Source organism: Variovorax sp. PCZ-1 (genome assembly GCF_018413605.1).
GTDB lineage: Bacteria > Pseudomonadota > Gammaproteobacteria > Burkholderiales > Burkholderiaceae_C > JANMDU01.
Genome location: NZ_JAHCDN010000004.1, coordinates 250,849 through 274,036, shown reverse-complemented (window position 1 = coordinate 274,036; position 23,188 = coordinate 250,849). Strand labels below are relative to the sequence as shown.

The following is a 23,188-nucleotide window of genomic DNA, read 5'->3' as shown; positions in this document are numbered from 1 at the left end:
AGGAACTGGAAACATGAAATCCTTACTCGACTTATTCAAGCAGTTCACTCCTGATGAGCACTTCGATGCGATCCGCATTGGCATTGCTTCTCCTGAGAAAATTCGCAGCTGGTCTTTTGGCGAAGTCAAAAAACCCGAGACGATCAACTACCGCACCTTCAAGCCTGAGCGTGACGGCCTGTTTTGCGCCAAGATTTTCGGCCCTATCAAGGATTACGAATGCTTGTGCGGCAAATACAAGCGCCTCAAGCACCGTGGCGTGATTTGCGAGAAGTGCGGCGTTGAAGTCACGCAAGCCAAAGTGCGCCGCGAGCGCATGGGTCATATTGATCTGGCTGCACCTTGCGCCCACATCTGGTTCTTGAAGTCTCTGCCATCGCGCCTCGGCCTCGTGCTCGACATGACCTTGCGCGATATCGAGCGCGTGTTGTACTTTGAAGCATATGTTGTCACCGATCCTGGCATGACCCCGCTGAAGAAATTCAGCATCATGTCCGAAGACGATTACGACGCCAAGCTGAAAGAATACGGCGATGAATTCCAAGCCAAGATGGGCGCGGAAGGTATCAAAGAATTGCTCGGTGGCCTCGATCTCGATATTGAAATCGAAAAGCTACGCAATGATTTAACCGGCTCTGAGATCAAGATCAAGAAGAATGCCAAGCGCCTCAAAGTGCTGGAAGCCTTCAAGAAATCGGGCATGAAGCCTGAGTGGATGATCCTGGAAGTGCTGCCTGTGCTGCCGCCAGATCTGCGCCCACTCGTGCCGCTGGATGGTGGCCGTTTCGCCACTTCCGATCTGAACGATCTGTATCGCCGCGTGATCAACCGCAACAGCCGCTTGCGCCGCCTGCTCGAACTCAAAGCGCCCGAAATCATCGCGCGTAATGAGAAGCGTATGCTGCAAGAGTCTGTCGATAGCTTGCTGGATAACGGCCGCCGTGGCAAAGCCATGACGGGCGCCAACAAGCGTGCACTCAAATCTTTGGCAGACATGATCAAAGGTAAGAGCGGCCGTTTCCGCCAGAACTTGCTGGGCAAGCGCGTGGACTACTCGGGTCGTTCCGTGATTACCGTGGGCCCAACACTCAAGCTGCATCAGTGCGGTTTGCCAAAGCTCATGGCTCTGGAATTGTTCAAGCCTTTCATCTTCGCCCAGCTGGAAGCGCGTGGCATTGCAACCACCATCAAGGCTGCGAAGAAAGAAGTCGAATCCGGCACGCCAGTCGTGTGGGATATCTTGGAAGAAGTGATTCGCGAGCATCCTGTGCTCTTGAACCGCGCGCCAACCCTGCACCGCTTGGGTATCCAGGCGTTTGAGCCGATCCTGATCGAAGGCAAGGCCATCCAATTGCACCCGCTCGTTTGCTCTGCGTTCAACGCAGACTTCGACGGTGACCAAATGGCTGTTCACATTCCGCTGAGCGTAGAAGCGCAAATGGAAGCTCGCACTTTGATGCTGGCATCCAACAACGTGCTCTTCCCCGCTTCTGGCGAGCCATCCATCGTTCCGTCGCAAGACGTGGTGCTGGGCTTGTACTATGCGACCCGCGAGCGTATCAATGGCGTAGGCGAAGGCATGACCTTCACGGGCCTCGCTGAATTGCAGCGCGCTTTGGACGCAAAAGTCGTGGAGCTCACAGCTCGCGTGAACGTGCGTTTGGTCGAATACACCAAAGACAAAGCCACCGGCGAATTCACCAGCGGCGTGAAGCTGCGCTCCACCACCGTGGGTCGCGCTTTGCTCTCTGAAATTCTGCCCAAAGGCTTGCCATTCGAGAACATCGACAAGGCGCTCAAGAAGAAAGAAATTTCTCGCTTGATCAACACCTCCTTCCGTAAGTGCGGCTTGAAAGAGACCGTCGTGTTTGCCGACAAGCTGCTGCAAAGCGGCTTCCGCTTGGCCACACGCGCTGGTATCTCGATTGCGATTGATGACATGCTCGTGCCGAAAGAGAAGCACACCATCATCGCCCGCGCTGAGAGCGAGGTGAAAGAGATCGCGAACCAATACGCATCAGGTTTGGTGACAGCGGGTGAGCGCTACAACAAGGTCGTGGATATCTGGGGCAAAGCCGGAGACGAAGTTTCCAAAGTGATGTATGCCCAGCTCTCCAAAGAGAAGACCACGGATCGCCATGGCAAAGAAGTGATGCAAGAGTCGTTCAACTCCATCTACATGATGGCCGACTCCGGCGCTCGCGGCTCTGCAGCGCAGATTCGTCAGGTGGCCGGTATGCGCGGTTTGATGGCCAAGCCAGATGGCTCGATCATCGAAACGCCGATTACCGCGAACTTCCGCGAAGGCCTGAACGTGCTGGAGTACTTCATCTCCACGCACGGTGCGCGTAAAGGATTGGCCGATACCGCTTTGAAAACAGCTAACTCTGGCTACCTCACCCGCCGCTTGGTGGATGTGACGCAAGACCTGGTGGTGATTGAAGATGACTGCGGCACGCAAAACGGCCAAGTCATGCGCGCTATCGTTGAAGGCGGTGAGACCATCGAATCCCTGCGTGACCGTATTCTCGGCCGCACCGTGATTGATGATGTGATTCACCCTGAGACACGCGCCGTCCTCGTGCCCGCAGGCAAGCTCCTCGAAGAAGACGAGATCGACATGATCGAAGCTTCGGGTGTGGACGAAGTCAAAGTGCGCACCGTGCTCAATTGCGAAACCCGCTTCGGCCTCTGCGCCAAGTGCTATGGCCGCGATCTGGGTCGTGGTGGTTTGATCAACATGGGCGAAGCAGTCGGCGTGATTGCCGCTCAGTCCATCGGTGAGCCCGGCACACAGCTGACCATGCGTACCTTCCACATCGGTGGTGCCGCATCGCGCGCAGCCGTGGCATCCAGCGTGGAAGCCAAGAGCGCAGGCTCGATTGGCTTCAACAGCACGATGCGCTATGTGAGCAACCGCAAAGGCGAGCTGGTGGTGATTTCTCGCTCTGGCGAGATCATTATTGCCGACGACAATGGCCGCGAGCGCGAGCGCCACAAAGTGCCTTATGGCGCGGTGTTGGCTGTGAAAGCAGACGAAACCATCAAGGCCGGCAAGATCCTCGCTAACTGGGATCCGCTCACACGCCCTGTGATCACCGAGTTCGCAGGTCAAGCCAAGTTTGAGAACGTCGAAGAAGGTTTGACGGTTGCGAAGCAGGTTGACGAAGTCACCGGCTTGTCTACTCTGGTGGTTATCGATCCGAAGCGCCGTGGTGCAACGAAAGTTGTGCGCCCACAGGTGAAGCTGATTGATGCTGCTGGCAAAGAAGTGAAGATCCCTGGCACAGACCACTCTGTGACGATTGGCTTCCAAGTCGGCGCGCTGATTCAAGTGCGTGATGGTCAAGACGTGGGCCCAGGCGAAGTGCTCGCGCGTATTCCGGTCGAAGGCCAGAAGACGCGAGACATTACCGGCGGTTTGCCACGCGTGGCCGAGCTGTTCGAAGCCCGTTCACCCAAAGACAAAGGCATCTTGGCTGAGATGACCGGCACGATCTCCTTCGGTAAAGAAACCAAAGGCAAGGTTCGTTTGCAGATCACCGATCCAGAAGGCAAGGTCTGGGAAGAGCTGATTCCGAAAGAGAAGAATCTCTTGGTGCACGAAGGCCAAGTGGTCAACAAAGGTGAAAACATTGTGGACGGCCCTGCCGACCCACAAGACATTCTGCGTTTGCTGGGCATGGAAGAACTCGCGCGCTACATCGTCGATGAAGTGCAAGATGTGTATCGCTTGCAAGGCGTGAAGATCAACGACAAGCACATCGAGACGATCGTTCGCCAGATGCTGCGCCGTGTGGTGATCGATAACGTCGGTGATTCCAAATACATCGCTGGTGAGCAAGTCGAGCGCTCTGAGCTGCTCGACACCAATGATGCATTGCGCGCCGATGGCAAGATCCCTGCAACCTTCACCAACCTGCTCTTGGGTATCACCAAAGCATCGTTGTCAACAGACTCCTTCATCTCTGCGGCATCCTTCCAGGAAACCACCCGCGTGCTCACCGAAGCTGCCATCATGGGCAAGCGCGACGAGCTGCGTGGCCTGAAAGAAAACGTGATCGTCGGCCGCCTCGTGCCAGCTGGCACAGGCATGGCCTATCACAAGGCTCGCAAGGTCAAAGAAGCCATGGACGACGCCGAGCGCCGCGCGATTGCGGATGCCGAGGCAGCTGAAATGGCCGGTGGCTCTGATGATGCGGCTGCGGAGACCAGCGAGGCTGCATAAGCTTTTCTGATCTTTCAATGAATAGCGACTTGGGGGAACTCAAGTCGCTATTTTTTTGTGAGCACTCTGCGCAGGTTCTATGCCGGCGATATGTGGTTTTCTTTAAATTTGTGCGTTCTTGAGGTGATTACGCGCAACCCGCTCGCCTGCCACGTGACGTGCCCGAAAAAGCCGATGCCTTTCTTGTTGGGCGCTCTTGCCCGCAAGCTCTAAGCTGCGATCATTTGTAGTGTTCTGTACTTTGCTGGCCGCGCTCGACTGAGAAAGGCCTCGTCTTTTTCAGACCCATCACGCGGCGGATGGAGGTGGTTGACACGCAGGTTCGTTATCTATTTGCTACTAATAACGATTGCGTGTGTAAGCATTCAAAGATACGCAATCTCCACGAGAGAGGCAAGCGAACCGATAGAAATCTCTTGGCTTGGAACAGCTCCCACACTACATTACAAGACTTCAGTCAGATACTCATAATTCGTTAACTAACAGTAAAAGAGCACGCGCATGGATCAAGATTGGATTCTATTTAGCAGAGAAACTCGCCGAACCTTTTCTAACGCCACATGGGTGCCACTTAGGGCGTCGAACAGAAATGAACAAAGCAAGCCTCAGTCTATTGGATACATTAGTGAGTCTTTTAGCTGCGGATCAGTTGCGTTTCCACAGGAACATAAACAGACTGCCGATCAGCTCAGTTGGATGGATATAGGAATAGTTCGTAATGTTCAACCCTATGCATACAAAGAGGACGGCTATTATTCCCCAATAGATCAATTTCAGCATGGCGATAGAGAGCCAATTGGTGTTCATCTAGTTTTCGAACACCCCCAACCTGTAGTTGGGGGGACACTTTGGATATTGAATCCAGATCTAGTCGTTGCTCTTCGTCTAATCAAAGAAGGAAACAACTGGGTACGGCCAGAAGAGGACTTTGTTATCGTGGCTCGCGAAACCCTAGATGCAGAAGGCCACCACCGTTTGATAGAAATCAAGCGTGAATTTCTCATGGACTATTTGGCAGCTAGAAATCTCTCTCTTCGTCTTAGCTACTACAGGCAACGAGTGGAAAACGTAGATGCGCTTGCTAGCAGTGCATATGCCAATCTGACAGAACAACGAGAAATGCGAGATCACGGACGTTTTGAGCTTCGTATACGCAATCTGAAAGATGTCTATGGCGGTAGTTGGGCTTCTGTCAGAGTCTGGCGCACTGATGTTGATGAGGATGAAGATGCTCCTGTGATGGGGCAAGAAAATGACAGTAATACCGATTCTGAAAACTCGAGAGGGCATCGAGGCGGTTATGCAGGCGTCAGAGTTGAGGGAGAATTTTGGAGAGACGAATGGATTGAACATCAAAAGCTAAGCACGCGCGTTCGAGGGGATGCAAATGATGTGCTTCCCCAATTCATTGTGGAGACCGATGGAACTCGATTGCCATCTGCCGAGTTAGATAGCGAAGACATTGGTCGATGGCTGTGGTTCCGGCCCAGTATTGTCAATGAGCTGCTTAATCATCGAGGCTTTTCTCTGGAGTGGTACACGTCAGAAACAGGTGGCATACGTTCTACATCTGGATATGTTGCTCATTTTGGACTCAACTCTATAGACTTGATCACCGTTTACGCTTATGACGTTGCCCGCTTGGCTGCATGGGAACAGCACATTTGGGTTGCCCATAACGTTGCCCCAGAAGGAAAAGTCTCAAGTGAATTGTTGGCAGCACAGGTTAAAGCACAACCAGCTTCTACATACGCTGTGGAAGAAATACTTTTGGATAGTATGCGGATGCTGGAAGAGGGATTTAAGTACCACTTTCATATTGCTTTGTTCACTCACGACATTGATGACGAATCAATTAAGCAACATGCCTCGCGTTTTGCAAGCAAAGATCAAGCCTCCTTGCTGCGATTAGCTAAAGAGCTCATACGCGCATTTTCTGATCGGCTTAATGTTCGTGAACTTCGCAAGATATCTAATCATGCAAGAAAGAACGAACTAGGATCAAATAAACTTCTTGAGGACATTTTGAGTAACAAGGTTGGTGCTGATCAAGCTCGCAAAGTCTTTGGTGTAATTGCTGGAGCATATGACATGCGAGTCGGTGATTCACATCCGACAAGTTCGAGCATTGGAGATGCGTTAAAGCTCGCTGGAATCGACGAGAGTAATTCGTTTCTGCGGCAGGGCGAGCAGCTGATTGATAATTTTGGTCAGGCGATTTGGTGGGTAGGCAAACTGCTTTTCGGGCAGCCAGAAAACCACGAAGAAAACCAGAACACATCACAAAAATCCTGAATGCAGAGCCTAACGACGCTCCAATCACATCAATCCGCCGCGTGATGGGTCTGAAAAAGCTGAGGGATTTCCTCGTCGAGCGCGGCCAGCCATGGTTTGAATGCTACAAATGATCGCAGCTTAGAGCTTGCGGGCAAGAGCGCCTGAAGGAAAGCCCTCAGGTTTTTCGGGCACATCACGTGGCAGGCGAGCGGGTTGTGCGAAGGCGGGTGATGACCAAGTGGCAAATCTATCACTATGAATTCAATAGCGCACTGCGCAGATTCTACGTCGGCGACTAGCCGATTTCTATCTCAAAAGACTAAGAAAACTGAGCTTTAGCTACCTAGAACTTCAAGCAACTCCGTCTCAATCTCAATCTGCTTTTTGTTGTGCTGCAGCTCTGCGCCGTCGATCAAGAAATTGTCTTCAACGCGTTCGCCCAGGGTCATGACTTTGGCGAGTTGGAGGTTGATGCGGTGTTTGGCGAGGATGCGGGCGATGGAGTAGAGGAGGCCGCTGCGATCTGAGCAGCTTACCGTTAAGAGCCAGCGCTGGGCTTTTTCATCGGGGGCGAGGCTGACGCGGGGGGCGACGGGGAAGCTCTTGACTCTTCGGGAGACTCTTGACTTCGCAGGCGGTGGCAATTCTTCTTGGGCTGCGAGCACGCGGGGTAGCTCGGCTTCGATCATTTGCATGAGCTCGCGGTGATGCTCGCCCATGCTGTTGCTGATAACTTGGAAGGTGTCTAGCGCGTAGCCGTTGTTGGCGGTGTGCACGCGTGCATCGAGGATGGAGAAGCCTTCGCTGTCGAAGAAGCCGCAGATGCGGGCGAAGAGATCGCTTTGATCGGGCGTGTAAACCAGCACTTGGATGCCTTCGCCGATGGGGGAGAGGCGCGAGCGCACGATGGCAGTTTTTGTAGTATTTTCAGACTCTTTTTGCTCATTCGCCGGCATAGAATCTGCGCGAGATGCTATTGATTTGATAGTATCTATATCTACATGGCGTGAGAGCTGGCGCGCATGCCAAGCAATATCGTTGGCATCATGGCGCAGAAAATAGCTCACCTCCAGTGTGCTCCACAGCGCTTTTTCAGCTTCATGCGGCATGGCATAGAGCGCCATCTTTTGCAGCGCTTCGGTTTTGCGCTCTTGCACTTCTGCGCCAGCATCAGGGGCGCGGCCGCCTAAAGTGCGCAGCGTGAGTTTGTAGAGGTCTTCGAGCAGCTTGCCTTTCCAGGCGTTCCATACCTTCGGACTTGTGCCGCGAATATCGGCGACGGTGAGCAAGTAAAGCGCGGTGAGATAGCGCTCATTGCCTACCTTCTTGGCAAATGCGGTGATCACATCCGGATCGCTCAAATCTTGCTTTTGTGCGGTGGAGCTCATCACGAGGTGATGCTGCACGAGGAAGGCGATGAGTTGTGCGTCTTCTTTGCTGATGCCATGCTCACGGCAAAAGGTTTTGACTTCCATCGCACCAAGATCGGAATGATCGCCGCCTCGGCCTTTGGCGATATCGTGAAAGAGGGCGGCGGTGTAGAGAATCCAAGGCTTATCCCAGCCGGCAGCGAGCTGGCTGCAAAACGGATACTCATGCGTGTGCTCGGCCATGAAGAAGCGGCGCACATTGCGCAGCACCATCAGGATGTGTTGATCCACGGTGTAGACATGAAACAGATCGTGCTGCATCTGCCCGACGATTTTGCGGAAGACCCAAAGATAGCGCCCGAGCACTGAGGTTTGGTTCATCAGGCGCGTGGCATGCGTGATGCCTTGGGGCGATTGCAAAATCTTGCGAAACATCTCGCGGTTGGCGGGATCTTTGCGAAAGCCTGCATTCATGATGCCGCGCGCGTTGTAGAGCGCTCTGAGCGTGCGAGCGGAGAGGCCCTTCACGCCTACTGTGGTTTGATAGATGTGGAAGGTTTCTAGGATCGCATGCGGATTGTTCAGATACAACTCATCGCTCGTCACTTCGATCATGCCTGCCTTATCGGCAAAGCGTTCGTTGATCCAGTGCAAGGTTTGGTTCTGCTCGAACAATCGCTCTTCGATATTGAGCAGCAGAATTTGCGCAAGCTGCGTGACGGCTTTGGCCGCCCAGTAGTAGCGCTTCATGAGCTGCTCGCTGGCTTTGCGCTGCGAGCGGCTTTCGCCTTCAGCGAGATAGCCGAAACTCTCGGCCACGAGATGCTGCAAATCAAACACGAGGCGATCTTCGCGGCGCTTGGCTGCGATGTGAAGGCGTGCGCGCACGAGGGAGAGCACGGCTTCGTTGCGCTTGAGCTCACGCACCTCGCGCGCCGTAGCCAAGCCCTTGCGCGCGAGATCATCCCAGCTCTTGCCATAGCCTGCGGCTTTGGTGAGCCAGAGGATCAATTGGAGATCGCGCAAGCCGCCTGGGGATTCTTTGCAGTTGGGTTCTAGCGAATAAGGCGTATCTTCAAACTTGGTGTGGCGCTGCTTGGCTTCTAAAGTTTTGGCAGTGAAGAAGGCTTGCGGGTCAAGCGCGGCGCGGTAGGCTTTTGAGAAGGCTTTATGCAGCGCGGCATCGCCAGTGAGCAAGCGAGATTCGAGCAAACTGGTTTGCACCGTCACATCTTTTTCTGCTTCGCTCACACACTCACTCACGCTGCGCACGCTTGAGCCGATCTCCAAGCCAGCATCCCAGCAAGCGGTGATGAAGCTGCTGGCGCTGGTTTTGAAATGCTCGTCATCTTGCATCTGATCGCTATCAGGCAGCAAGATCAGCACATCGATATCGGAGTGTGGGAACAACTCGCCACGCCCATAGCCACCTACTGCCAATAGAGCACAGTCAGATGGGAATTGAGCATCGCTCCACAACTGGCGCAGCACCTCATCAGCCACACCAGAGAGTTCACGCAATTGCTGCTTCACGCTGCGCGTGGATGCGCCGGTGGCTGCGATTTTGTCTAAAACGAGTTGTTTTTTAGAGCGAAATGAGCTATTTGCCGGCGTATTCATTGCGCGGAGTGCTCACAAATCAATAGTGATTGAATTGAAACTAGAACGAATCAACCCGTTCGCGTTGAGCCTGTCGAAACGCTTGTACAAGCCTTCGACAAGCTCAGGCCGAACGGAAGTAATGTTTGGCATTGAACTAAGCCGAAACCCAAGCTGGCGGAGGTGGTGAACCTGCAGACACAGTCATCAGCTCATAGCCCGTGGGCGTGACGAGCACGGTGTGCTCCCACTGCGCGGAGAGCGAATGGTCTTTGGTCACAATCGTCCAGCCATCGCCCAGCTCGCGGATATCTTTCTTGCCCATGTTGATCATCGGCTCCACGGTGAATACCATGCCTTCTTCGATCACCTCGCCTGTGCCGGCTTTGCCATAGTGCAAAATTTGCGGCTCTTCGTGAAATTTTTGGCCAATGCCATGGCCGCAGAATTCGCGCACCACACTGTAGCCTTGAGATTCTGCATAGCGTTGAATCGCCTGGCCAATATCGCCAAGCTTCGCGCCGGGCTTCACTTGTGTAATGCCCTTCCACATGCATTCATACGTGACGGCGCACAAACGCTTGGCAAAGGGCGATACATCGCCCACCAAAAACATGCGGCTCGTATCGCCATGCCAGCCATCTTTGATCACAGTCACATCAATGTTGATGATGTCGCCTTTCTTCAAAGCCTTCTCGCTCGGCATACCGTGGCAGACCACGTGATTCACCGAAGTGCAAATCGAGCCGGGAAACGGCGGATAGCCAGGCGGCGCGTAGCCCACGGTGGCTGACTTGCAGCCCTGCACATTGATGATGAAATCCAGCGCGAGTTTGTCTAAAGCAGCGGTGGTGACGCCCGGCTTCACATGCGGCGTGAGGAAATCCAGCACTTCGGAGGCGAGGCGGCCTGCCAAGCGCATGCCAGCTGCGCCGGCTTGATCTTTGATGGTAATGCTCATGTTTTCTTCCACCCTGAATTATCCCTGCTTTGCTGAGGTGTTCGTCATGTGAGGTGAATATGTCTGAATTCACAGTAAATTTGTGAAAAAAAGATGTAAATCGTTAGAAATCACTGTCAAATTTACCGGGGCAAATTACCCAAAATTCAGCTATTGGTTGAAATGGAGCACTCCTTAACGTCTTTTTTGAGAGGTCTCCCATGAGCTGGTCATTAGCATCTGAAGTTTTTCCCTGTGACCCCAATATTTCGGCCCATTTGCATCAACGCATTGAGCGTGATTTCGCCGCACGTTGGAACGAGCAGTGGAAGGGCCGATTCATTCTTCATGGCAGAGCGCAAACACCCAACTCTGTGCGATTGGATGGCAACGATTACCTCGGTATCACTGGGCATCCAGATATCGTGAGAGCGCAAGCACAAGCCCTGCGCCATGACGCTGAATTCGCCATCCAATCAAGCGTGTTTTTGCATGGGGAGCATCCCGTGAGGCAACTGGAGCGCGGTTTGGCGCAGTGGATGGGCAAAGAAGATGGTTTGATTTGCCAGTCTGGCTACGCCGCGAATTTAGGTTTATTGCAAGGCATCGCAGATGCCTCTACGCCCGTCTACATCGATAGCTTGGCACACACCTCCTTGTGGGAGGGCGCGCGAGCTGCCAAGGCGCCTGCGCAGCCTTTTCGGCATAACGATCCTGCACATCTGGCGCGCTTGATCGCGCGGCATGGGCCGGGCGTTGTCGTGGTTGATTCGGTCTACAGCACAACAGGCGCGCTCTGCCCATTGGCTGATATGGTGGAGGTATCGCAGCGGGCGGGCTGCATGATCGTGGTCGATGAGTCTCACTCTTTAGGCACGCATGGCGACGAAGGTGCTGGCCTGTGCGCGCAGCTGGGATTGACGGAGCAAGTGCATTTCATCACGGCAAGCTTGGCCAAAGCGTTCGCAGGTCGGGCGGGCTATTTCACGATGCCCGCGGCCATGCGCCACTATTTCCTGAGCGAAAGCTATCCAAGTATTTTTAGCTCGTGTTTGCTGCCGCACGAAATCGCGGGCCTGGCGGCCACATTGGAAGTCGTCAAACGCAGTGATCAAGAACGGGTGCGATTGCACCGCATGTCTCGCCGCTTGCGCAACGGGCTGACCGAGTTGGGCTACCCAGTCCATCAAGGAACCGAACAGATCATTGCCCTAGAAGCTGGCACAGAGCCGGCCACCGCTGTCTTGCGTGATCATTTGGAAGCGCGTGATGTGTTCGGCGCTGTGTTCTGTGCGCCAGCAACCAGCAAAAACCGCGCGATGGTGCGCCTGACTGTGAGCAGCGCGCTGACCGATGCCGAAATGGATCATGTGCTGGATGTTGCTGCCGAAATTACGCCCATGGTCAAGCCTTGGGATTGGCCCATTGCCAGGCGTGCAGCCATGTCACGCGCTGGACATGCCAATGAGGCCTTGGCCATGGCATGAGGAGGCTCAATTAATCCAGATCCACGCCGCGCTCGGGTAGGCTTTCCAAAAAGGCACGATGGCCTAGCCCGATAGCGCCCAAGGCTTTTTGGGGAAAATGGGCGGCCATCAGGTGGCCGCCCGTGCCCAAAGCAACAGCACGGGCGCATTTTGGCGGCGCATCTGTTCCTATGGCTTGCAGCCATTCGGCGTCACTGAGCATCTCGCCTTGAGAGATCGATGCCAGGGCCGCATCATCATGCCCGGCAGCCTTGGCCAAGTCCACCGCAGCGGGCAAATCTTTGTGCATTTCAAACTGAAACCAATGTGCTAGGCCGAAGCTGTCCAGAGCAAGCAAACCAAAGGGCTCGGGCAGCACCACATATTCCACGCAGTCCAGTGCTTTGATCCAATCCAGCAGGCCTTGTTGCACCGCACGATCTTGCAGCGCCTGCTGCTGGCTGCGCCGCAGCACATTGCGCCAGATGCCTTCATGAAAATCCATGGGTGCGTTGTAGTGCTGGCGCAGTACGCTGGTGAGTTGTTGCACGAGATCGGGTGTTTGCTTGGTCACGTAGCGATCGATCAGGCCATCGTTGAAAGCGGCTACCGCAGTGTGTTCATCGGCTTTGCCGGTGAGCAAGACGCGATACGGCGGCCAAGGCGGGCTGGCTTGAAGCACCTGCAGGCCAGTGGCTGCAGGCATGGCGTAATCCACCACGGCAATGCTGGGCAGGCCATAACGATGAGCTTGCGAGCGCCAATAGTCGAGTACCAAACCGGGCAGTGGCTTGCCTTTGAACCATTGGTTGATGATGTCTTGATGCTGGGCAACGTCCTCTTCCCAGCCTGTAGCTTGCGAATTGATCTGTGCCAAATAATCACGTGTGCGCGTATGAAAACGAATGCACCACTCGCGCGGCAAGACAATGGCCAGCATTTCTAAATATGGCGTCTCGTCATCGAGAAACACCAGGGCACTAGGCCGGTGATAAAGGGGAAACTTCATGGTGAGAGTTTTCTTGGGAAGGAGCTGGCTGGCAGGGCAATTGCAGCGTGAAGGTGGCGCCCATGGCGGGTTCGGAAGCCACCATGATCGTGCCGTGGGATGCCTCGACCACCTGCTTGCAAAAAGCCAAGCCGAGCCCGTGGCCGGTTTCATTGGCGGTGGAGAAAAAAGGCTCAAAGATGAGTTTCAGTTGACTCGCATTGATGCCGATACCTTTGTCAGTGATCTGGATGCGACCTACCGAGCCGCGCATACCCAGCTCAATGCGTAAATCACCAGCCTCATGACGCGATTGTGCAACTTTGAGGGAATGCATCGCGTTTTTGATCAGGTTGTTGAGCACTTGAGTAAATTGCCGTGAAGAGCCATGAAAGCAAAAATCTGCATGCAGCACGATCTGCACGCATTGGCGCTCGCGCCGCGAGCCAAAGGGGTAATCCTCAATCACTTTGGTGACCAACTGTCGAGCAGAGATCAGCTCGTCGCTCGCTGGCAAAAAGGTGTAGCGCGCATTGGCCATTTGCAGATCAATGTGATGATTGATGGTGCGCGAGAGAGCCTCCATCCGTGTGGCCAGTTCCTCCAGCCGTGCTTCGTGGCGATGGTCTTTGGCAATAGACTCAATGCGGATGGCTTGTGCAATCAAAGCCATGGTGGCCAAAGGCGTACGCAACTCATGCGCCATGATGCCAATCACGGTGAGCGATTGACGCAGGCGTTCGCGGCGCAGATTGGCACTGGAGAAAGCGAGCAATGAAGCAAAAACCCAAGAAAAAGAAAACACCAACCAATGCTCGGGAGGAATGGGTGGCCAGTACCCCAAGATGGATTGCGCCAAAACAATAGAAGCCAAAGCGCCCAAAGCCAAGCCGACAGTCGCCAGGCGCCAGTCCGTTAAATTGTTGTACACGACGATCATGACGGCCACAGTGGCCATCCACATCGCCGAGTTAACGTTCATGAAGTACATCCAGACGAAGAAAAATGGCAGCTGTATCCAGCAGGCGAACGTGAAATACCATTTCATGCTTCGCGAATGTGCCAAGCTGCCCTTGGGCTGGAAAATCAATGGCAAGCCCGTGCTTGCCATGAGCAAGCGCCAGCGCCAATCTTCATACGGCTGAGGGAAAACAGAAGTCCATAGCCACCAAAATAGGAAATGCCCCCCGACCGTGAGCACGCCCAGCCACTGCAGGCGCCTGCGCGACGGGTGCAGGATCACCTCAAGCTCTGGCGTAACGATCCAGTCTTTGAGTTGCTTCCAAGTGAAATGCATCATGAGGAACTAAGTGAATACTTTGGTCTTCAAACTTGACAAACACGATCCGATTGATGGGTTTTTGACAAATTTAACGTATCTTATTGTGAGCCTCTTTGTTTGCACAGGCATACTCAAAGGATGATTCAACCTGCCAATTTTGACAGCGTGGTACTTGATGGCCTGCTGGCCGACTGGATGGCTGCCTTGCAAGCGGAGGCCGTAGAGGCGCTGGTGGTACTCGGACCTGATGTGTTGGAGCCTGCCGTGCATCGCTGCGTGCATGCGGTGCATCCGCCACGCCTGCAGGCGATGGCGCAGGCGCTGGCCGAGAGTGAGGAGTTTGGCCGCGATTGGGTGGAATCCGATTCGCCACTGGCGCTGTGGCAAGACATTTCGCGCGGCAGCTATGCCGAGCTCAGCCGCTGGCGCGTACTTGCGCTCTCACACGGCCTGCAATCCATGGTGCGCGTGGCCTTCATGATGCCGCGCGGCAAGGTGCTGGAATGCTATTTGATGACGCCACGTGCTCTGCACGATAAGAGTGAAGCCACCGCACTCGTGTGGTCCATTCTCAATATCTGGCCGCGCATCAAGCGCGGCATGGCTGAGGTGATTTGCCCTTTGAGCCCGCGCGAGAAAGAATGCTTGGCGCTGGCTTTTGACGGAATGACTGCTGCCGAGACGGGGCAAAAACTTGATTGCAGCGAGCGCACGGTGAATTACTACTTATCCAATGCGATGCGCAAGCTCGGCGTCGATAACAAGCTGGCTGCTGTGGAGCGCGCCATCTGGTACGGCGTGATCTGATCAGCCAAGGGCCGGTCTGCGTTGCAATACGTCTTGCGCTGTGGCTTCATACGCCTGCGCCAAGGCCAGTAAGTCGCTGTCAGCCTGCGGCTTGCCGATGATTTGAATGCCCATGGGTAGGCCCGCCTCGCTGAAGCCGCAAGGCAAGCTGATGGCGGGTAAACCAGCGAATGTGGCGTAAATGGTGCATTCCATCCAGCGGTGATAGGTGTCCATCGCTCTTGCGCCATGGGCAGTGAGGATTTCTTTCGGCCATCGCTGTTCAATCGGAAATGGCCAGACTTGCACAGCTGGCAGGGCGAGGAAATCATGCTGCTCAAAAAGCTGGAGCATGGCTTGGTAAAACGCGGTGCGCGAGACGCTGGCTCGCATCAGCTCTGCAGCTTTTAAATCTTGAGCGCTGTCGTATTCCCACAAAGCTTCGGGCTTGATCTTGTCTCGGTTGCTCGGGCTGAGCATGAAGGGTGCAAGCCGTGAGCCCACCAAAGCTTTGCGCCAGACGCTCCAGGCTTCCCACACTTGCGCGGGTGGCATGCTCAATGTGCAGGGCGATACGTGTGCGCCCTCATGCATCATGCGCTGCAAAGCTTGCTCGCACAGCGCCAATACACCGGGCTCCGTGGCCAAATGTGCGTTCATATCGCCCAGCCATCCGATGCGTTGATTTTTTAAGCCAAATTGGCCATTTGATGGCGTAGAATCTGCGCAAAGTGCTATAGAAAGAGGAGCAAGAGGTGAGTAGCCAGATTGCGTTTGTAAGAGCGCAGCAAGGCTCGCCACATCGCGCGCCATCGGCCCTTCTGTGCCCAGCTGGTTGATCCACACATCGGTGGCTGGCCACATTGGCACGCGGCCTTGGCTTGGGCGCATGCCAAACACATTGCCCCAAGCTGCAGGGTTACGCAGGCTACCCATGAAATCCGAGCCATCGGCCACGCTGAGCATGCAGGTATTGAGAGCCACTGCTGCGCCACCACTTGAGCCGCCAGCCGTTTTGCTCAGGTCATAAGCATTGCGCGTTGCGCCAAACACCTCGTTGAAAGAATGTGAGCCCAGGCCAAATTCCGGCACATTGGTTTTGCCTATCACGATGCAGCCGGCCGCCTTCATGCGCTGCACCATCAGGCCATCTTCTTTGGGGATGAAATCTCTGAGCAAAGGGCTGCCCATGGTGTTGGGCAGGCCAGCCGATGGGGCGATATCTTTGATGGCCTGAGGGATGCCATGCAGCCAGCCTTTGCTGGCACCTTTCGCGAGCAGGGCATCGTGCTCAGCGGCTTCCTTGAGCAGATCCTCTTCTGAGCGCAGATTCACAATCGCATTCACACGAGGGTTGACCACGGCAATGCGATCCAAGCTGGCCTGCATCACTTCTTGGCAGGAGACTTGCTTAGAGTAAATCAACTGGGAGAGGTGCGATGCACCAAAACTGGTAATTTCCATAACACAAAGCGATCCTTTATCAGCTACATTGTGGAACATGTTTTATTAGGAGTGTAGGAATCATGAAACGACGCAGTATTTTTTCAACAGCTTTGACCGCTGCTTCACTGGCTATTGCCATGCTGTCGCCCATGGCCGCGCATGCCCAAGCCAAAACACTCAAAGTGATTCCGCACGCCAATTTGACGGTGCTTGACCCGATCTGGACAACAGCCTTCATCTCTCGCAACCACGGCTACATGATCTATGACACGCTCTTTGGCACCGATCTGCAAGGCGCCATCAAGCCACAGATGGTGGATAAATGGAGCGTTTCTAAAGACAACCTGAATTGGACATTTACTCTGCGTGATGGCCTCGAGTTTCATGATGGCAAGCCCGTGACGAGTGAAGACGTGGTCGCATCCCTCAAGCGCTGGGGCAGCCGCGACAGCTTTGGCGGCGCACTGATGCGCAGCGTTGACAGCTGGGGCACACCAGATGCCAAGACCTTCACCATCAAACTCAAAACGCCGTTTGGCGTGATGCTTGATGCTTTGGGCAAGCCATCGTCGAACGTGCCTTTCATCATGCCCGCCCGCATTGCCGCCACACCTGGCACGGAGCAAATCAAGGAGCACATCGGCTCAGGTCCTTACAAGTTCAACCCCGCTGATTTCAAACCCGGCGAGCGCGTGATCTACACGAAGAACGACAAATACAAGCCGCGCAGCGAAGCGCCCAATGGCACGACTGGCGGCAAAGTCGTGAAGGTGGATCGCGTGGAGTGGGTCATCATCCGCGATCCGCAAACCCAATTCAATGCGCTCGTGGCCGGCGAGGTGGATATTGTTGAGCAACCTGCCTTTGAGCAATACGCTTCGCTTAAAACGCAGAAAGAGATCGAGATTTTTGACATGTCGCCCGCCGGCACGCAATTCATCTTCCGTTTCAACCACATGCATCCTCCGTTCAACAACGTGAAGATTCGCCAAGCGGCGATGGTCGCGCTCGGCCAAGAGCAGCATTTGAAGACTCAAGTAGGCACACCCGGCCTCTTCAAATTCTGCAAGAGCATGTATCCCTGCGGCACGCCTTATGCGAGCGACAACACCGGTATCTACACCGGCACGGCGGATCCGAAAAAAGCCGCCGCCATGCTCAAAGAAGCTGGCTACGATGGCACACCCGTCGTGCTGATGCGCCCCACCGATTTGGCCGCGATTGCCAAGCTCCCCTTGGTTGCTAAGCAGCAGCTCGAAGCAGCAGGCTTCAAGGTGGACATGCCCCAATCCGATTGGGCGACGTTGGTAGCACGCCGCGCCAAGAAAGATGCTCCCAACGCAGGCGGCTGGAATGCCTTCATGACGGCGTGGACGGCTGGTGACATTTTGAACCCCATCACCATGGCCATGATGAATGCCACCGGCGACAAGGGCTGGTTTGGCTGGCAAGATGACAAGCAGATTGAAGAGCTCAAAGTGAAATTCATTGCTGCTGGCTCTGAGGCTGAGAAAAAGAAGATCGCCGAGCAAATCCAACTGCGCGCGATGGAAACCGCTTCGCATGTGCATCTCGGTCAATACAACAACCCTGCGGCGATTCGGAAAAACGTGACGGGCTTGCTCGGCGCAGGCGCGCAGGTTTACTGGAACGTGACGAAGAATTAACGCAAGACTGAACCTCAAGCCATGCTGCATTAATGCTCCGATTTTTACTTCAGCGTCTGTTGGCCATCATCCCAGTCTTGCTGGTGGTGGCCATCGTCGTTTTCTTGATCCTGCGGCTCACGCCCGGTGATCCGGCGGCGGTAATTGCGGGCAACAGCGCCACCAATGATGAGATCGAGCGCATCCGCGCGCAACTCGGCCTCACCAAGCCACTGCTGGCGCAATTTGGCATCTGGATCGGCAATGTGCTGCAAGGCGATTTGGGCTTTTCTTATTATTTGAACAAACCCGTCACGCAACTCGTGGCGCAGCGCATTGAGCCGACCTTGTCGCTCGCGATTGGCACGATCACGATTGCGATTTTTGTGGCGATTCCGCTGGGCACGATTGCCGCTTGGCGTATGGGCGGCTGGCTAGATCGCGCTTTGTCCATGTTCTCCGTTGCAGGTTTTTCAGTCCCGATCTTTGTGGTCGGCTACTGTCTGATTTGGCTCTTCGCCATCAAGCTCGATTGGTTCCCCGTGCAAGGCTACAAGCGCATCGCCGAAGGCTTTGTGCCGTGGATCATGCAGCTGATTTTGCCTTGGATCACGCTCTCCACGATTTATGTGGCTTTGATTGCACGCGTCACGCGTGCGAGCGTGAGTGAGGCTTTGACGGAAGATTACATACGCACGGCGCGCGCCAAAGGCATCAAAGAAAGTGCGGTGCTCTTGCGGCATGCGCTGGCCAATGCGGCCGTACCTGTGGCCACGATGGTGGGCATTGGCGTGGCGCTCTTGATTGGTGGCGTGGTCGTTACTGAAACGGTCTACGCGATTCCAGGCCTTGGCTCACTCACTGTCGATGCTGTACTCAACCGAGATTTTCCCGTCATTCAGGGTTTGGTGCTGCTGTTCAGCGTGAGCTATGTGTTGATCAATTTGCTCGTTGACGTGAGCTATCTCTTCCTTGATCCAAGGATTCGGTACTGAGATGACAAGCACTTGGCAACAGCTCGCAAAAAATTCCGCTGTGCGCTTCGGCGTGATCGTCTTAGGCATCTTGCTTTTTGTCTCCCTCTTCGCGCCATGGCTGGGCACAGTCGACCCCTCGGCGATGGATTCAGCACACATCAACACCGCAGCCGGTGCGCGCGGCGCATTCGCCATGCTCGATGGCAGCTCGCCCAAACACACCTTCTGGTTTGGCGCAGACAGCTTTGGCCGCGATATCTACAGCCGTGTGCTGTATGGCACGCGTGTCTCTCTGCTCGTGGGCTTTTCAACAGCACTCGTCGCCATCAGCATCGGCGCATTGCTCGGCATGCTGGCAGGTTACTTCCGCATCATCGATGCCATCCTGATGCGCTTCATGGATGGCCTGATGGCGATTCCTTCCATCTTGCTCGCGATTGCACTCGTGGCCGCGCTCGGCGCACAGGTGTGGACGGTGGTGGTAGCGATTGCGATTCCAGAGATCCCACGCGTGACGCGCCTCGTGCGCTCGCTCGTGCTCACATTACGTGAAGAGCCTTTTGTGGAGGCTGCGAAAGCGCTCGCTACTCCCACGCCTACCATCCTGCTGCGCCACATTTTGCCCAATGCCCTCGCCCCCATGATTGTGCAAGGCACTTTCGTCGCAGCTAGCGCCGTGCTCACCGAAGCCCTGCTCAGCTTCCTCGGCCTCGGCTTGCCTGCAGACATCCCCACCTGGGGCAACATCATGGCCGAAGGCCGCGTGCAATTCACCCAATACCCCGGCAACGTCCTCTTCCCAGCGATGTTCCTCGTGCCGACCGTGCTTGCGATCAATTTGCTCGGTGATGGTCTGCGGGATGTACTTGATCCTAAGTTTGCTAAGAGGTGATTGGCGTGATTGAAAAGGGAACGCAAAAGACGCAAAAAGAACGCAAAAGACGCAAAAATCTTTTTGTTTTCTTCTGCGTCTTTTGCGTTTCTTCTGCGTCTTTTGCGTTCTCCTTGGATTGAGAGCCAGTTATGTCCGTTCTCGCCATTGAAAACTTGAATGTTGCCTTACCCCCGGGAGCAGACCGCCCCCACGCCGTTGAAAACATTTCCCTGAGCATCGAAGCCGGCAAAACACTCTGCGTCGTCGGCGAATCCGGTTCTGGCAAATCCGTGATGGCCACTGCCGTGATGGGCTTGCTCGCCAAAGAGCTGAAAGTCCAAAGCGGCGAGATCACGCTCAATGGTGAAAATCTTCTCACAGCCAGCCAGCAAAAACTCAGAAGCCTGCGTGGCCAAGCCATGGGTATGGTCTTCCAAGAGCCCATGACGGCTTTGAACCCCGTGATGCGCTGTGGCGATCAAATCGACGAGCTACTGAAGACGCACACAGATTGGAGTGCATCCAAGCGTGAGGATGAAGTCTTAAAAATCTTAGAGCGCGTCAAGCTGCCAGAGCCGCAGCGCATGATGCGCAGCTATCCGCATCAGCTCTCCGGCGGCCAGCGCCAGCGCATCGTGATCGCGATGGCTTGTATTTTGAAGCCTGCGCTCTTGATTTGCGATGAGCCCACCACGGCGCTGGATGTGACGACGCAAAAAGAAATCCTGCGCTTGATTGATGAGTTGCAACGCGAACAAGGCTGCGCTGTGCTTTTCATCACCCACGATATGGGCGTGGTAGCTGAGATTGCCGATGATGTGCTCGTGATGAACCAAGGTCAAGCGGTGGAGCTGGGCAGCGCCGCGCAAGTGCTGAAAAATCCGCAGCAGGCTTACACACAAATGCTGCTCGCTGCTGTGCCGAGCATGCAGCCGCCAGCGCCGAAACCTGATCCGGCAGGCGAGCCATTGATTCGCGCAGAGCGCGTTGGCATGACCTACACCTCACGCGATTGGCTAGGCCGCGCGCGCCATACGCAAGCGCTGCAAGATGCTGCGTTGCAACTGCGCGCCGGAGAAACGGTGGGCGTCGTGGGCGAATCTGGCAGCGGAAAATCCACACTTGCTCGCTGCATCATGCGCTTGCTCCAACCCACAGAAGGCACGATCCACTGGGGGCAACACAAAGTCTGCCAACTTCAAGAGAGCGAGCTACGCCCTTTGAGAAGTCATATCCAGGTCGTCTTCCAAGACCCGAATCGCTCGCTCAATCCACGCCGCAAGATCGTTGATTCACTGAGTGAAGGTGCTATTAATTTCGGAGCATCTCGCACAGAAGTTATCCCGGCGGTTGCTCAAATTCTTCAAAAAGTAAAGCTTCCTCAAGAAGCCATGGAGCGCTACCCCAGCCAATTCTCCGGCGGCCAGCGCCAGCGCTTGGCGATTGCCCGCGCCCTCATGTGCAAGCCGCAAGTGCTCGTGGCTGATGAAGCTGTGAGCGCGCTCGATGTGAGCGTGCAAGCGCAGATTTTGCAGTTGCTGCGCGAGGTGCAAGCCGAGCTGGGGCTTGGCCTTCTCTTCATCACGCATGATTTACGAGTGGCCGCTCAACTGTGCGACCGCGTGATCGTGATGCACCAAGGAAAAATCGTGGAGCAGGGCAAGACGGCTGAGCTCTATGCGAATCCGAAACAAGACTACACCAAGCGTCTGTTTGACGCAGCACCCAAGAACATCTAAATGCGCATCTTCATCGCCGGCTACCAACACGAAACCAATACCTTTGCTCCCACGCTCGCTGATTGGGATGCGTTCAATGCAGGGCACACGTTTCCCGCATATCGGCGCGGCGCGAAGCTGATCGAGACGTTCAAGGACATCAATATTCCAGTGGGCGGCTTCATTCAGGCGGCTTTGGGTAAGGGCTGGCAGCTTGTGCCTTCTGTGTGGGCGGGCGCAACGCCTTCCAGCTATGTGACGACGGAGGCTTTTGAGCGCATCTGCGGTGATATTTGTGAAGACCTGCGCGAAGCGGTCAATCAAGGCATTGATGCCGTGTATCTCGATCTGCATGGTGCGGCAGTCGCGCAGAATGCCGACGATTCCGAGGGTGAGCTGATCGCGCGTATTCGCGCTATCGTGGGTGAGGCCGTGCCGATTGTGGGCAGCTTGGATTTGCATGCGAACGTGACTGAGCGCATGCTGAGCGTGGCCGATGCACTGGTGAGCTACCGCACTTATCCGCATATCGACATGGCAGATACGGGGCGATTAGCTGCGAAATTGCTGGAGCGGCGTATCGCACTGGGGCGCAAAGAGAAACTGCACTATCAACGCTTTGCTTACATGATTCCGCTGAATGCGCAGAGCACATGGATGCAACCGGCCAAGCGTTTGTATGACGAGTTGATCGCGAGTGATGCAGCCAACAATGTGGTGCTCAGCTTTTGTATGGGCTTCCCAGCAGCAGATTTTGCAGAATGCGCGCCAATGATTTGGGGTTATGGTGAAAAAGCTGAAATGGCGGTGAGCGCATTGTTTGCGAGCGCATCGCCAGCAAAGCAGTGGGATCCGGGTGTGTTGCCCGTGGCGCAAGCTGTGGCGATAGCGATAGAGCGCGCAGCACAATCCGATAAGCCCATTGTGATCGCCGACACGCAAGACAATCCCGGCGCGGGCGGTGACAGCAACACCACGGGTGTGTTGCATGAGCTGCTGCGCCAAGGCGCTGGCAAGCGCTTCCCGAATCGCGTGGCGCTTGGCATGCTGTATGACCCTGAATCTGCAAATCAAGTGCATATTTATGATCAAAAAGAGCATGTGGTCGGCGTGGAATCTGCGCAGAGTGCTATTAAAAACAGAGTGATTGATCTGAACTTGGGGACAGCTGTGCCCACGTTTACTGGCGTTTTGAGTGATCCACCTGTGCAAGGCAGCTTCCGCATTGAGCAACTGAGCGACGGTGTGTGCACCTACACAGGCCCGATGATGACGGGTGTGACGGCGCATCTTGGAAAGAGCTGTGCATTGAATATCGAAGGCATTCGCGTGGCTGTGGTGAGCGGCAAAGCGCAGTTGCTCGACCGCGAGCTGCTTCGCATGGTGGGCATCAACGCGGAAGAGATGAAGATCATCGTGGTGAAAAGCTCCAATCATTTCCGCGCAGATTTCACGCCGCTGGTGGCAGACTCTGCGCGCGATGTGATCGTGGCGAAAGCGGCGGGGCCGATGGCGGCGGATGCGGGAGATTTGCCTTGGAAGAAACTCTCGCCTACGATTTCGCCATCTCTGCCGGTTTGAGTTGGCGGTC

14 protein-coding genes are annotated in these 23,188 nt (G+C 55.0%); 9 read left to right on the top strand and 5 right to left on the bottom strand.

The window, feature by feature from the left end; translation table 11 throughout:
- Positions 1-13: 13 nt before the first annotated feature.
- Together rpoC and KIH26_RS16265 are read left to right on the top strand one after the other, a co-directional pair.
- Entirely contained in the window at positions 14-4,228 is a 4,215-nt protein-coding gene (gene rpoC / locus KIH26_RS16270; RefSeq protein WP_213446740.1) for a DNA-directed RNA polymerase subunit beta', read from the top strand.
- A 501-nt stretch (positions 4,229-4,729) separates the two neighbouring features.
- On the top strand, positions 4,730-6,523 hold the full coding sequence (locus KIH26_RS16265; RefSeq protein ID WP_213446739.1) for a hypothetical protein: 1,794 nt from the start codon (positions 4,730-4,732) through the stop codon (positions 6,521-6,523).
- A gap of 317 nt (positions 6,524-6,840) precedes the next feature.
- Here the strand turns inward: KIH26_RS16265 and KIH26_RS16260 are convergent, their stop codons facing one another.
- Positions 6,841-9,495 (bottom strand): [protein-PII] uridylyltransferase, encoded by a 2,655-nt coding sequence (locus KIH26_RS16260; RefSeq protein WP_213446738.1) that lies wholly within the window; start codon positions 9,493-9,495, stop codon positions 6,841-6,843.
- A gap of 136 nt (positions 9,496-9,631) precedes the next feature.
- A complete protein-coding gene (gene map / locus KIH26_RS16255) occupies positions 9,632-10,435 on the bottom strand; it encodes a type I methionyl aminopeptidase (RefSeq protein ID WP_213446737.1) in 804 nt (267 codons plus the stop codon).
- A 200-nt stretch (positions 10,436-10,635) separates the two neighbouring features.
- Between map and cqsA the strand changes: the two genes are divergently transcribed.
- On the top strand, positions 10,636-11,901 hold the full coding sequence (gene cqsA / locus KIH26_RS16250) for an alpha-hydroxyketone-type quorum-sensing autoinducer synthase (RefSeq protein ID WP_213446736.1): 1,266 nt from the start codon (positions 10,636-10,638) through the stop codon (positions 11,899-11,901).
- Positions 11,902-11,911: 10 nt separating this feature from the next.
- On the opposite strand, the gene KIH26_RS16245 is transcribed toward cqsA, so the two are convergent.
- Entirely contained in the window at positions 11,912-12,889 is a 978-nt protein-coding gene (locus KIH26_RS16245) for a response regulator (protein WP_213446735.1), read from the bottom strand.
- Positions 12,861-14,168, bottom strand: a complete 1,308-nt coding sequence (locus tag KIH26_RS16240) for a sensor histidine kinase (RefSeq protein WP_213446734.1) — start codon at positions 14,166-14,168, stop codon at positions 12,861-12,863. Before KIH26_RS16240 ends, KIH26_RS16245 begins: the two co-directional genes overlap by 29 nt.
- A gap of 120 nt (positions 14,169-14,288) precedes the next feature.
- On the opposite strand from KIH26_RS16240, the gene KIH26_RS16235 reads away from it, so the two are divergent.
- A complete protein-coding gene (locus KIH26_RS16235) occupies positions 14,289-14,957 on the top strand; it encodes a helix-turn-helix transcriptional regulator (protein ID WP_213446733.1) in 669 nt (222 codons plus the stop codon).
- Here the strand turns inward: KIH26_RS16235 and KIH26_RS16230 are convergent, their stop codons facing one another.
- On the bottom strand, positions 14,958-16,400 hold the full coding sequence (locus tag KIH26_RS16230; protein WP_213446732.1) for an amidase: 1,443 nt from the start codon (positions 16,398-16,400) through the stop codon (positions 14,958-14,960).
- A 62-nt stretch (positions 16,401-16,462) separates the two neighbouring features.
- On the opposite strand from KIH26_RS16230, the gene KIH26_RS16225 reads away from it, so the two are divergent.
- The 5 genes from KIH26_RS16225 (at position 16,463) to KIH26_RS16205 (ending at position 23,178) form a co-directional block, all read left to right on the top strand.
- The gene (locus KIH26_RS16225) at positions 16,463-18,049 is read left to right on the top strand and encodes an ABC transporter substrate-binding protein (RefSeq protein WP_213446731.1); all 1,587 of its coding nucleotides are present in this window, start codon (positions 16,463-16,465) and stop codon (positions 18,047-18,049) included.
- Between the two features lie 32 nt (positions 18,050-18,081).
- Positions 18,082-19,023, top strand: a complete 942-nt coding sequence (locus KIH26_RS16220; RefSeq protein ID WP_213446730.1) for an ABC transporter permease — start codon at positions 18,082-18,084, stop codon at positions 19,021-19,023.
- 1 nt (position 19,024) lies between these two features.
- The gene (locus tag KIH26_RS16215; protein WP_213446729.1) at positions 19,025-19,897 is read left to right on the top strand and encodes an ABC transporter permease; all 873 of its coding nucleotides are present in this window, start codon (positions 19,025-19,027) and stop codon (positions 19,895-19,897) included.
- Between the two features lie 131 nt (positions 19,898-20,028).
- Positions 20,029-21,618, top strand: a complete 1,590-nt coding sequence (locus KIH26_RS16210; protein ID WP_213446728.1) for an ABC transporter ATP-binding protein — start codon at positions 20,029-20,031, stop codon at positions 21,616-21,618.
- Positions 21,619-23,178, top strand: a complete 1,560-nt coding sequence (locus KIH26_RS16205) for a M81 family metallopeptidase (RefSeq protein ID WP_213446727.1) — start codon at positions 21,619-21,621, stop codon at positions 23,176-23,178.
- Positions 23,179-23,188: the final 10 nt, after the last annotated feature.